Source organism: Natrinema sp. 1APR25-10V2 (genome assembly GCF_031626495.1).
Taxonomy (GTDB): domain Archaea; phylum Halobacteriota; class Halobacteria; order Halobacteriales; family Natrialbaceae; genus Natrinema.
In genome coordinates this window covers 501518-514957 of the sequence record NZ_JAMQOJ010000003.1, presented here as the reverse complement: position 1 = coordinate 514957, position 13440 = coordinate 501518, and the positions used below count along the sequence as shown (strand labels likewise).

Annotated in this window: 8 protein-coding genes; 6 read left to right on the top strand and 2 right to left on the bottom strand. The window is 62.7% G+C overall.

Going from position 1 to position 13440, the window contains the following annotated elements:
• The first annotated feature begins 999 nt into the window (after nucleotides 1-999).
• On the top strand, nucleotides 1000-4770 hold the full coding sequence (locus NDO75_RS11940; protein WP_310906514.1) for a surface glycoprotein: 3771 nt from the start codon (nucleotides 1000-1002) through the stop codon (nucleotides 4768-4770).
• A gap of 70 nt (nucleotides 4771-4840) precedes the next feature.
• Nucleotides 4841-5704: a PKD domain-containing protein gene (locus NDO75_RS11935; protein WP_310906513.1), complete on the top strand. Its 864-nt coding sequence runs from the start codon at nucleotides 4841-4843 to the stop codon at nucleotides 5702-5704.
• Between the two features lie 74 nt (nucleotides 5705-5778).
• Here the strand turns inward: NDO75_RS11935 and NDO75_RS11930 are convergent, their stop codons facing one another.
• Nucleotides 5779-5907 (bottom strand): hypothetical protein, encoded by a 129-nt coding sequence (locus NDO75_RS11930; RefSeq protein ID WP_310906512.1) that lies wholly within the window; start codon nucleotides 5905-5907, stop codon nucleotides 5779-5781.
• 763 nt (nucleotides 5908-6670) lie between these two features.
• The gene (locus NDO75_RS11925; protein ID WP_310906511.1) at nucleotides 6671-7723 is read right to left on the bottom strand and encodes a hypothetical protein; all 1053 of its coding nucleotides are present in this window, start codon (nucleotides 7721-7723) and stop codon (nucleotides 6671-6673) included.
• A gap of 378 nt (nucleotides 7724-8101) precedes the next feature.
• Between NDO75_RS11925 and NDO75_RS11920 the strand changes: the two genes are divergently transcribed.
• The 4 genes from NDO75_RS11920 (at nucleotide 8102) to NDO75_RS11905 (ending at nucleotide 13225) form a co-directional block, all read left to right on the top strand.
• Nucleotides 8102-9787 carry a PKD domain-containing protein gene (locus tag NDO75_RS11920; protein ID WP_310906510.1) on the top strand — a complete coding sequence of 562 codons (1686 nt, stop codon included), beginning with the start codon at nucleotides 8102-8104 and terminating at the stop codon, nucleotides 9785-9787.
• Between the two features lie 197 nt (nucleotides 9788-9984).
• On the top strand, nucleotides 9985-10758 hold the full coding sequence (locus tag NDO75_RS11915; RefSeq protein ID WP_310906507.1) for an ABC transporter ATP-binding protein: 774 nt from the start codon (nucleotides 9985-9987) through the stop codon (nucleotides 10756-10758).
• The gene (locus tag NDO75_RS11910; protein WP_310906506.1) at nucleotides 10755-11972 is read left to right on the top strand and encodes an FtsX-like permease family protein; all 1218 of its coding nucleotides are present in this window, start codon (nucleotides 10755-10757) and stop codon (nucleotides 11970-11972) included. Before NDO75_RS11915 ends, NDO75_RS11910 begins: the two co-directional genes overlap by 4 nt.
• The gene (locus tag NDO75_RS11905) at nucleotides 11969-13225 is read left to right on the top strand and encodes an ABC transporter permease (RefSeq protein ID WP_310906505.1); all 1257 of its coding nucleotides are present in this window, start codon (nucleotides 11969-11971) and stop codon (nucleotides 13223-13225) included. Before NDO75_RS11910 ends, NDO75_RS11905 begins: the two co-directional genes overlap by 4 nt.
• The last annotated feature ends 215 nt before the right edge of the window (nucleotides 13226-13440 follow it).

Genomic DNA, 13440 nt, shown 5'->3' with positions numbered 1-13440 from the left:
ATACATACTGGCCATAAATACTATTAATGTGCGATAAAAACGGCTATTCGGCGAGGGGGAGGGTCAGCGGCGACCCACCAGTATCCGCCTCAAGAGACACTCCTCGCTGCAACCGGGATCGAGCCTACCGTGATGTCAATAGCCATATTGCCGCCCGATCCCGGATCCCACCCCGGTTGGCACACCACCTGACGGCTGGGGGGCTCACGCCGACCGCTGTCGGCGTTTCCACACTGCATTTTTCTGCGAAACTGGGCCATCACCGGCACTGGTACTCGCCGATCGAGAGATCGCTGTCGCAGTGACCGCGTGGTTCCAGCCACTCCACCGACACACATCCCGGTTCCGCCGAGCGTGTCTGACCGCCTCCTCGAGTCTGATGTCGGCCCCCCACTGTGGGTGACACACTCGAGATCACCGAGTGCGGCTCGCCCGACCACCCACGCTGGGGGTCGGTCGCCTTTTCGTCAGTTGATATGTAGATTCGAGCGCCAGGGCCGAGGCCGTTCCCATCACGCCAATCGGCCGGCCAGGACAGTCCCCTCCGCCGTCGCGTTCCAAGCGGCGTGCGTGCGGCCGTCTCTCCCCCATCCGATCACGGAGCCCCTGGGAACCCCCTCCTCGAAGACGGGAGCCCACCGGCAGCCGAAAGCCGCCGGGTTCTGGACGGGGGCGCATCCGTTCCACAATCAGCGGTGACGGTAGTTCTGGCCGCGTAAAGCCGAGCGACGCTGCCTCGCGTGGTAGCTGGCTGCTGACTGCGTCGGTGGTAGGCGAGCGATTCTCCGGGAAGCAGTGCGCAACGGGTGGAGGCCAGAAACCGAAGTGAGAATAGTTAGCATGTCCATTATATATAAAATATCTATACTTACACTCAGAAAAGACGTATCATCAGCCGTCAATATTATATGGTGAGGGTATCAACCGGCAGGATGTACCGATGGTAGATACCGGGAGCAGAACAGACCCTGCCATCGGACAGAGCTCATACCAACAACTATGACAGACACACGAGAGCAGATTCGTGCTGTATTCCTGGCACTCGCCGTGGTTCTCTCCGTTTTCGGAGGGGCCGTGGCGTTTGCCGGGGGAGCAGCCGCGACAGCGAGTAATTTCAGCGTTCAGGAGGACTCTGTCCAGTCCGATGGAACGGTGACAGTATCGACGGAGATCAATGAGAGTACCGCTGGAAACGCGACGTTCCAGTTCACTAACGCAAGTGGTGCGACGGCGACCACCACTATTGCGGACAACGGCAGTGACGATCTCGACAACACGTCAGGGAACATCACTGCTGAGATCGCCTTAACCGAGCTCGGAGTGGCCTTCGCAGATAATACCACGGTCACTGTCGCTGTTGACGAAGGGCAAACGTACGCGGCGTCAGACGGGACTGACTCCTTCCAGATCGACGACACCGCGCCAACAGCGACGATCGACGCGCCAAATGACGGTGCGCTCACGAACGCCAGTACGATCGAGTACACCGCCACTGATGACACCAGCGTCGACGCAGCCACGCTGACGATCTCGCGGAACAACGGGACCGAGTACTACAACGGCTCTGCGTGGGTCACGGGAGAGACAACGATCGACGTCACGGGCAGCACCTCGTACGACATCTCCGAGTTTGGCGTTAACACCTACACGGTCACGCTCGATGTCACGGACACGGCTGGCAACACGAACAGTGACACGATCACGTTCGAACGAGACGCCGCTACGCCAGCAAACGTCACCCTCGACCTCCGAGACGTGGCGGACGTGACGGTGAAATCCGAAGACAACCTCGATATCGTCTACGAGTACATCGAGGACAACACGCAGACGGTCACCGTCACCCTCGAGGGCCAGACCTACCGCGCTGCTGGGCAGTCGTACACCTACGTCATCGACGACGAGGGGTATATCAGCAGCGCGTCGAAGTCGGTGACCCTCGATCTCGACGAGCAGGCCGAGACGACGCCCTATGAACTCGCCGACGGCGCGTACTCGGTGACAATCGAGGCCGAGGACGCAGCCGGGAACACCAACAGCACCACGACTGCTGGCGCACCCGTTGTCGTTGACGACAGGTGGCCAGAGGTGACTGGCGTAAGTCTGAATGCGACTGACGATGTCGCGCCGAGTGACACGGTCGACGTCACGTACGACTACGCCGATGCCACCAACGCGACAGAACTGACACTCATCCTTGACGAGGTCAACACCGATTACACTCCTGAGGGGTGGATCACTCAGCAGGTTGATCACAACTCGGGTACTGATCTCACTCAGACGTTCGACCTGAGTAACGCAGATATCGACGACAACGCCGAATATAACGTCTATCTCATTGCAGAGGATAGCGTTGCATGGACGTATGACGGCTTTGAGTCTGCAGGCACCCTCGACGTGAACGCTGACGCGCCGCAGATCGACAGCGTCGAAGCGAACGCTGGCGAAGACACGGTGACGGTCAGCTTCACCGAACCCATTGGTGTCCAACTCGACCGCACTGACCTCGCCTACCAGGATGTCAGCGGCGATGGCGCAGCCGCGATCGACAGGGTGGTCCACGAGAAAGGTGCGTCGACGGCAATCCTCACGCTGGACACCCCAGTCTCCGCGGCTGACCTCGGGACTGACCTGATCAACGCACGTTCGGGAGAGATTCCGGACACCGCGGATCACGACCCACGCTACGTCGACAGTGGTGTGACGGTCGCGCTGCAGGACACTACGGCCCCGACGGTCACGCCTGCCGACGTCACTGCAACGACGATCAACCAGGCTACTGAAGACACCTACAGCGTTGCTGTCGACCTCGATAACGAAGTCGTCGACGTCGAGGCAACGGTCTCTGACAGCGCGACTGAAACGTCCGGCAGCGTCAGCAATCAGCAACACGCCGCGACGGTCACCGACCTAAACGTCAGTGACCTTAATGACAGTGACACTATCACCGTTACCGTTACGGTGACGGACAAGGGTGGAAACGTCGACACGGCAACGACAACGGTCGAGAAGGACACCGTGTCCCCCTCGGTCGAGTCCGTACAGGCGAACGCCGGCACAGACGACATCTACGTCACGTTCGACGAGGAGATGTCGTACCTCGGTGCCAACGACTTCGATCTGAACGGCGTCGACGCAACTATTCAGTACGTTGACCAGGTCGAGCACGAGGACAACACCTACCGTGTTGACCTCTATTCTGCCGTCTCATTCAACGAAATCAACACGAGTGATGCGACGATCGCGGCGACCACCGCGACCGACGCGGCTGGCAACCCCGCAGAGGGGACGGCTACCCAGCTGAACGACAACGACAACCCGCACCTCGCCGGGCTCGATGCGTCGGCGAACAACGCGAACGTCACCGTCGAGTTCTCCGAAGGCGTCGTGAACGCCTCCGGTCAGGCGCTGGACGCTGACGACTTCGTCTACACCAACGCGAACGACGGCGGCGCCAGCGGGATCGAAAGCGTCGACCATACGGCCGGAGCCACGTCGGCCGTCGTGACGCTCAACGCGACGGTCACCGCAAACGATCTCGGCACCGATGAACTCGGGATCGCCGCGGACGCGGTCTACGACGCCAACGAGAGCGTTGCCCCGGCGATGAACCGCACGCTCGAAGACTGGATGGCTCCGGACGTCGATCTGGAGGCAACCACTGACGGTGAGACGATTACCTACACCGTCACCTCCAACGAAGAACTCGACGCGATCGACGTCAGCGTCGACACCGAGAACGACCTCGCCATGGAAAGCGAGATCGCCGAGACGCTGACGGCAGAGGACTTCGAACTGCAGTCCTCTGACGGCGGCTACGTCTACACGGCCAACTACACGGCACCGCGAGACGGCCAGTACAACGCCAACCTTCTCACCGCAACCGATCTCGCTGGGAACGATGGTGCTGCGTGGGAGTACGCCACTACAGAGGTCGACACGGCAGCTCCGTCGGCCGTTGATGCGATAGTCGATCAGTGGGGCAACGATCGTGTTGGTGTCATCTTCGATGAGCCGATTGATGCGAATGCAGTCGATAGTGACGCAGTCACGGTCGAAGGCGCCAGCGTCGAGCACGTTGACCAATGGTACAGTGACGGCGAGAGCGGGATCGTCGTTGTGGACCTCGCCGAGCCGCTCCAGACGGGTGACGAACCGAACGTCACCGTCACTGGAGACTCCTTCCAGGAGATCACCAACGACTCGAGCGCCGGGCAGACGACGCCCGTGACGGTCCACACGATGAAGCTCGACCTGAACAAGGGCACGAACTTCGTGTCCGTGCCGGCGATCTCCGGTGGACAGGACCTCAGTGAGGTCGACACCAGCAACGTCGACGTCATCTGGTCCTACACTGGCGAGAGCTGGGAGAAGTATGACCCTGACGACCCTGAAAGCGACTTCACCTCGCTCGAAGGTGGCCAGGGGTACATCATCGAGATGAAGAAGGCCGATACGCTGGACATCAACGTCCACAACCTGCCTGCAAGCAGCACTGGTGACGTTGATGGTGCGCTGATGAACCAGCAGCAACTCGACGAAGGCTGGAACCTGGTCGGCCACTACCAGACTGAACCCCAGCCGGTATACCACGCACTGAGCTCGATCAGCGAGGATGTCCACGTGGTCTACGGGCAGTCCGCGGGCTACGAGTACGAACTCGTCGACTCTCTCAGCGCTGGTGACTCGTACTGGGTCTTCGTCACGGACGACACGGTCTACACCCACGCTCCGTCCGATCTGGTTCGCGAACCGATTCTGACAGAGTCGTAGGATCGGCTAGCCATACATATTATTTACTAATATGAATAATAGAATCTCAGACAAACCGGCAAGACTGCTCGTGGTCGTAGCAGCGGTGCTCATGGTCACGAGCGTGATCGCTGCCGGTGGTGCCGTCGCTCAAGACGGTGGCCCACCAGCGCCGCCACATAGCGTCTACGGAGATGTCGTAGACAGCAGTGGCAATCCCGTTGACGGTGCCCTCGTTGAGATCACCGACGCGAGTGGCACGGTCATCGCCAACGACACCACCGAAAACGGCACCTACAGCGTCAACGTCGGCGGCCTCGACGAAGGTGACGAGTTCACGGTCTCCGTCGCCAACGTCGAGCGTTCCGACGAACAGACGCTTACCTGGACTTCCGGCGCGTCGGAACGCGTTGACCTCTCGGTCGAGGTCAGCTCCGGCGGTGGTGGGAATCTGCCAGGTGGCGGTGGCAGTCTGCCAGGTGGCGGTGACGACGACGATACTGGGGACGCTCTCCCCAAGCCGACGGCGGTGATCTCCATCGATCCCGACCCAGCGACGGTCGGCGAGGAGATCACCTTCTCGGCGGCGAAGTCGACCGACGAAGAACGTGAAATCATCGCCTACGAATGGGTGATCGACGGTGAGACCTACACCGGGAAAACCGTCACCACCTCGTTCGACTCGGCAGGGCTCTACGACGTCGAGCTCACCGTCACGAACGATTTCGCTGAGAACGACACCGCGACGGAAACGGTCACCGTCGAGGCGAAACAAGATCCGAAGGGCGATGACACTGACGGAACGGGAGACGACTCCGATGGAACTGGCGACGGCTCTGACGGAACGGGAGACGGCTCCGACAGCGGAGGGAGCGCCATCCCTGGCTTCGGTGTGAACGTCGCCCTCATCGCGCTCCTCGCGTTCGCGATGCTATCGCTCCGCCGGCAGCACTGACGAATCGGCATCCAACCAGATTTCGGTTTTTCTCGACGGAGGGCGCCCCCCTCTGGCAACGCACTCACGAATCCCTAGGCCACAATAAATCGCGGTCGCCGCTGTCCCGCCGGCTCGAGCGCGCCGTTGGCGGCGACGCTGGCAGTCGGCGCAGTGGTCGGCGTCTGTGCCCCTGCGATCGGGAGTCGCCGTCGTAGTGGCATATCGGCAAAGCGCGCCTCGCCCCGACTGTGACTCGATCCGCATGCAAACGTCGGCCACACACAGCCCACCGCTCCGACTGTGACGAGCCGTGACGCACCGGCCGTTACTCTCCTGGAATCGCAGCGCCGTTCGTCAAAAACCGCCGACAGCGCCGGTGTTGGGAAGCCCTGTCCAGGTGTGTCAGTGGCCGGACCGAGATCGGAGGCGATAATCAGGCTATTGGCGTCACGGACTTCCGATTTCGACTGCAACAAGGACTGTCTCGGAGCAAACGGGTAGGGGTCGCCACCCGGATCCATCCCTCCTCTCGCCACTCAGTGGTTGGCATGCTCGGGTAATAATGGTATCGGCCGATTGAAACTATAGCAAACGAGTTCTCGAGATCTCTGGGCCACCCGAATCAGGACTCTGCGCCGCTCCCGCGGCCGACTCCGACTTCCCTCCCCGGTCCCGTGCCGGCGGCTGGATGCAGGGGCGGCTTCGAGCCGGACGACGTCATGGCCAGGTAGCCGGCGCGCTCGGCCAAGACAGCCGCAAGCGCCCCCATCGGACCGGGGCATTGGTCGCCGCCGCCAGTGCCGGGCCGCTGTCGCTCCTGTGGCGCTTGCCCCGAGAACAAACCTGCGGATGGGAGAGGCAGCGCTTTGCGCGGAGCGACCACGGTCGAGACGCTGGGAGACTGTGGACACGCGCGCACTGGTATTACTTGTCAGCCGCCGATCGCGGGGTCCACCTCGTCTGACCGGCTGTCCGAAGAGCATGTCACTCTCGTGTTACTCTGCGCGCGAGGCCGCCGAGCAACACGACGCACGCGAGCCCCGGCACGGCGCCGCTCGGCACGGCGTCGGATGCGTCGTCAGCAGCGCCTTCCTCGGAATCGGGTGCCGACGGTTGGAGTACGGAGCCGTCCGACGCGTTCTCGCCACGCGCCGTCGAATCGGAGTCGTTGTCGGCACCGACCGAGCGGTCGGTCTCGTTCCCATCACTATCACTTTCGTTGCCAGCAGTCTCGTTTCCCTCACTGTCGCTTTCGTTGCCAACAATGGTCTCGTTGCCGGCATCGCTCCCGGTTGAGTCATCATCCGACCCGTCATCGTCGCCGCCCGTGCCGTCATCGTCGCCATCCGTGCCGTCACCGCCTTCGTTATCTCCACTGGCCGTTACCTCGAGGGTGCTGCGGTCGCTGACGCCCAGCGCCTCCGGTTCGCCCTCGACCTGTTCGGTGCCCTGCGCGACGGCGTACACCGCGTACGTCTCGCCCGCAGTGAGATCAGCCGTGGAGATGGTGGCGCGGTACGTCGTGCCCTCGCGGTGGGTTGCGGGTTCACGGACGACGGTGTCACCGTTCCAGACGGCGACTTCGGCGCCGGCGGGCTCGCTCGCCGCGGCGGTGGCCGTGATCGTGACGTCGATATCGACGGCGCTGTCGGTCGCGTCGACCGATGTCGGGTGAGCGGTGGTCACGTCATAGCCGCCGACGACGACCGGCAGATAATCAACATAATTTCCGTCGATGTAGAGTCCGAGTGCGTACGAACCCGGCTCGATGGCCGACGTGTCAAACGCGACGCGTTGAGAACCCGTACCGTCCTCGGAGAGTTCGACCTGCTGGTCAGTGTTATAGAGGTAGACGTCGAAGTCAGTACTCGAGGGCGTCGAGACGTCGACCGAAAGCGTGGATCCGTGATCGCTGCGTGCGAGCGAGGAGACCTCGTATTCGGAGCCGTCGACCGTGACGGTCTGCGTCGGTGTATCGATCGCACCCGGGACCGAAATGGTCGAGTCAGCGGTACTAGCACTACTAGCCGCGGGCATCGCAACAACCATACTAGCGAAGACGACAAAAGCGACGGTGACGAGGCCCGTCAGTCGGTCTCGACGAGTCCGAGTCGGAGAGCGTGGTCTCATAGGTGAGGTCAATCGTGTCCCGCTGGATGTGGGGTTCCACCGGATTCTATCTCTCTCTTCCCGAGACAGTCACGTGAACGTATCGGTGTTGCGACCGCTCAGCCGACCGCTTGGAAAAGAGGACACGGCAGACAGAACACACATCAAGCCGCATACAACTATTCGCCGAGCTAGCGCTTGAATCCGATCGCGATGGTTCGACCGCGGGCGAGATATCGGCTGCTCCGGCGGGACCAAACCTAATCAATAGAAAGAAATAACTAATCAGGATACAGTCACATGAACATGTTTAAAACGACTGTCACTGTCGGAATGGTTCTCGTTCTGCTGGTGGCACCGATGATCGGGGTAGTCGGTGCGACCTCGACCACAGCAAGCGTGCAGACGGACGAAACCGCTGCCCAGGAGTACGAGACCGGGATCCAAAACGTCTCGATCTGGGAACGATCGCTGTTACCGTTCCGTGCCAATTACACTGATGCGAGCACGGCAGTCGAGCTTCACGATATCTTCGTGAGAGGACCGGACGGCACTGACGTGCCGGCAAACCGAGAGACAGTGGGCGTATTCGACACGGGGAGTACCGTGCCCCTCGGGTTCGACAACGTAACGGGGGCAAACACGAGTCGATATGCTGGCGATGATGTCAGGGTCATCGTCGCCGAGCCGAACTCGAGTTCGATCGCCGATGTCTTCGGCGGAGCGGCACTGTTCACGAACGACCTCTCGTCGCTCAACGAAAACACCACGTTCCGGAACGTGTCGACAACCACGTTGGCAGGGGACGGAACACTCGCTGCAGAGATCCCGTATGAACCGACCACCACTGGGCAGCACGTCGCGATGCTCGCGACGATCGAGGACGGCAACGGTCTCGATGTCGAAAACGGCAATCTGACCGTCGACGGCAATGCGACGATCGTCGGCCTCGAGAGCTTCCATGTGCAGGATGCCGCGTCAACGGTCGAACCGACGGACAGTGACCTCGACAGTGACGATCTCGGGAACAACGTCACGTTCGAGGTGAACACCACGATCGATGGGGACTCGATCGGGCACGGCATCGTCCTCTACGACGAAGACGCGTTCCTCGACCCGATTACGAGACTCAACCTCACGGCGAGCCCGGACGAGAACCTCTCGATGGAGAACGTCTCCCTCGAGCCGGGCATCAGCGATCTCCACGGCGTGATGCGGCTCGAGGACAACGGGACGGTTAACGAGACGCTCATCGACACGCTCAACGCGACGGTCAACGAGAGCGCATCCGAGGGAATCGTCCTGAACGCGTCCATGACCGCGCTGGTGACCAACGAGAGCAACACCTCGATAGATGTCGGGACGCGCGAAGACTGGGACGCGGACGCCTCCTACCGCTACGTCCACATCGCTGTCGGCGAGGATGGTGACCAACTGCAGACGGCCACCGGCACCCTCTCGTTCAAAGACGAGCAGAAAGGTGGTGGTGGGATCGGTCCGATCGGGCCGGGCCCGTCGCCGCCGGGCGATGACGAACCCGACAAAGGCGATAAGCCCATGCCGATCATCACGTTCGATCCCGCGCAACCGACCGCCGGCGAATATGTGACGATCTCCGGCGCGGAGTCGACCGATTCGAAGTGGGACATCATCTCCTACGAGTGGACGATCAACGGCGAATCCTACACCGGCGAGACCGTCACGACCAGGTTCGACGAACCAGGCGAGTACACCGTCGAGCTCACCGTCGAGAACAAGATTGCGGTGACCAACACGGTAACGGAAACTCTGGTCGTCGAGAAAGGCACGGATCCGGGCAGTGGAGATGGCACCGGCGACGGTGACGGCACGGACGACACCGGCGGCACTGACGACCCCGATGGCAAGGGTGATGGCGATGGCGGATTCCTCCCCATCCCCGGCTTTGGCACGTCCGTAGCCCTCGTGGCCCTCCTGTCGGCGGCCCTCGTCTTGGCTCGCAAACAGGACTAACGCGGACTGCCGTCTCGACCGGGTTTGATTACCGAGTACCATATCGAGTACCTGAACGCTCGAGCGACGGTATTAGCACAGTAAGCAACGGGAGTGAGGAGTCCCCGTGCACCCGCTACTCGCCCCGAGGATGTTTCGAACTCGATGACTGTCGAGCAGACCAAATAGTTAATTGTTCGTAGCCACCTTCCCGGACCATGGCCGGGTCCGCCGCTTCGTCCACGGAAACGACTGCCTCTCCTACCGTCGTCACGGCGACCGACGTGACCAAGACGTATACCAGAGGCTCCCGGCCGGGAGCGATCGGGCGCGCCCTCGGCCGGTCGGAGCCGCCCACTGTCCGGGCGGTCGACTCAGTGTCGCTCGCGATCACAGAAGGCGAACTCGTCGGCCTCGCGGGACCGAGCGGAAGCGGGAAATCGACGCTGTTGCATCTCTTAGCGGGGTTAGAACGACCGACGGCCGGCACCGTCTCGTTTCAGGGGACCGATCTCGCCACGCTGTCCCGTCGTGAACGCACCCGCCACCGACTCGATCACGTCGGGATCGTCTTTCAACACTTTCACTTGCTCGATGCACTCTCCGCGCAGGCGAACGTGGCTCTGCCGCTGGTCGAACGCGGCGTGCCCAAGCGCGAACGGCGCCGCCGGGCGACGACGTTGCTCGAACGGGTCGACCTCGGCGACCGGCTCACCCATCGTCCGGGCGAACTCAGCGGCGGGGAACAACAGCGCGTCGCGATCGCGCGCGCCCTCGCCACGGATCCCGCGCTCGTGATCGCCGACGAGCCGACTGGTGAACTGGATACGGCCGCCGGGCGCACGGTGCTCCGCGAGTTCGAACGCGTCGCGGAGAACCGGACCGTCGTGCTTGCCTCCCACGACCGAGCGACGCTCGAGTGCTGTGATCGGCTGCTCTGGCTCCGTGACGGCGCGATCGTCGACCGGCCACAGGGGCCGACCCCAGAATGAGACTCCGACAGCGACTGACGCGGTGGCTCGGATTCATCGCCGTCGGGATCCGGCGCACGGCGTCACGGGCGACCGCCACGGCCCAACAACGCGTCCGCTTCAGTTGCGGTGGCGTGGCCGTCGCGATCGCGTTGTTGGTGATGGTCACTGGACTCGGTGTCGGCCTCGCGACGAGTACGACCGTCGCCGACGAGGAGATCGATTACTGGGTCGTCCCCGACACGGACAGCCCCAGCTCGCCGCTGGTCGCGACCGACGATCCCCAGTTTGGCGCCGTCCACGAGACGAACGCACGGATCACCGAGCTTGACGGTGTCGACGCCGCGACACCGGTGTTAGCACAGGTACTCCCGGTCGAAGCGAACGACAGTACCGAATACGTGCTCGTCGTCGGCGTCATCAGCTCACCCGAGCTCGGTCAAGTGACCGGGCTCGAGACCGCCGCCCTCACACCACACGACCCGTACTATGCCGCCGGCGCGTACAACGGGACGTGGACCGGCGAAGTCGTGCTGTCGGACGGGGCGGCTGACCTGTTCGGCGTCACCGCCGATGAGTCTGTGACAATCGCCGGCAACAGCTCGTTCACTGTCACGCGTATCGAGACCCACTCGACGACGGGCGGCACGGTTCCGACGGCGCTCGTCCAGTTGAGCGAACTCCAACGCGTGACGGGTGCCGCACAGTACGATCAAGCGGACCAGTTCGTCGTGAGCACGGCCACGCCGGCCGTCAAGGACGATATCGCGGGGCTCTACCCGCAGTCGACCGTGCAGTCGCGCGGGGCGATGACAGTGAGTAGCACGCGCGACTCAGCGCTGTCGCTGGCGCTCGCGCTGACCGCCGTCGTCGTGGCGCTGACCATCGGGACGCTGTTCGTCGTCACGACGTCGGGGCTCGAACTCGTCGTGGACCGCCAGCAGTTGGCGCTCCTCTCCGCGATGGGGATATCCGTCCGGAGTCAGCTTTGCCTCGTCGGGACACAGACGCTCGTGCTGACCGGCCTCGGCGGCGTACTCGGGTCCGTCGGCGGCCTGGTGGGGATCCGGCTCATCAATACGGTTGCGATGCGAACGCTCACGACCGAGCCGATCGCGGTCTCCCATCTGTGGTTCATCCCCTACGGCACCGGGGTCGGCCTGGTGATCGGCCTGCTCTCGTTGCCGCTCCTCCTCGTCATCACACGCCGCATGACAGGGGGTGTGCCAACGTGAGTCCGCGACGTCGTGAGTGGCCACACAGACAGCTCGCCCGACTCCGGACCGCCGGGCGGCTCACTGGGGCGCAGTTCCGTCACCAGAAACTCCATCTCGGCTTCGCGATCATCGGAGTGGCACTCGCCGTGCTAGCGATCACGCTCCTCGCCGGAACCGGTATCGGCGTGCTCGAGACGGGCGAGCAACGGTTCCAGACGGCCGACCGCGATCTCTGGGTGACGTCCGGCGAAACCCGTCTCACAGCGGCCGGCGGTGGAGGGTTCACCAACACGCTGTCGCACTCGCGAACGATGGCCGCCGAGATGGAAGCCCGCGATGGCGTGGCTTTGGCCTCACCGTTGGCCTTCGAGACGGTGTACGTGAGTCCGTCCGACCAAGGTGAGTTTCAGACGTTCGTCGCAACGGGCGTCCCGGGTAGCGGGTCGGCCGTCCAGGTGACCGACGGGCGTGGGATTCAGGGTGATCCCCACTACGCCAACGGGACCTACGAGGGCGAGATGACCCGCGAGGTGCTGATCGATCAAGAAACGGCCCAGTCTCTCGACGTCTCCGTCGGCGATACGATCCATATCGGTGGGACGCTGGCGGCCGCTCGCGACAACGAGTTCACGGTCGTCGGCATCTCACCAACGTTCGAACGGATGCTCGGGACCCCCACAGTGACGCTCCCGCTCAGCGAACTCCACGAGATCACGGGACAGACCCAGACGGCACCGGCAACGTTCATCACGATCACGACTTCGGACGGTACCGACGTCGAGACAGTCCAGCAGGAGTTGGAGGCAGAATACCCCGACTACGAGATCCGCTCGAATCAGGAGCAGCTAGCGGCCGTGTTACAGGAGCAAGTTATTCTCCTAGCAGCGGCGGGCACGCTCATCGTCCTCGCGATCGGAGCAGGGGTGGCGCTGACGTTCTCGCTGCTCTCCCTGGTGATCTACCAACAGCGCCCGACGTTCGCCGCCCTCACCGCGCAGGGAGTCGCCCCACCACTTCTGTTGCTGACGGTCATCGGCCAGGGACTGCTCATCGGGCTCCTCGGCGGCGGGGTCGGACTCCTCCTGACGCCGCCGGCCGTCGCCGGTTTGAATCGGCTCGCCGCGGCTGTGGTCGGGTTCGACAGCCTCGTGCAAACCGCACCTTGGATCTACGGGAGTGCGCTCGGTATCGCCATCGGGATCGGGACGCTGGCGGCGGCGGTGGCCGGCTGGCGGGTGAGTCGAGCCCCCTCGCTCGAAGTCTTAGAATAACGGCGTGAGAGTCTCAGTAGTCTCCCTCTCCAATCTGGACGTACCGGCGTACTAGCACGTTCTCTGTCTGCTTCGTGGTTAGTTCTGGCACGTGAGATACGCGCGCTGTCGCTTGGTCCGCGAAAGAGACGCACGCCTCTTGTCGGTCCGCTCTCCCCAATGGGGGCGTCGATACTGTGCAATACCAGATATTCCGACAATCGTCGTCCAAACAG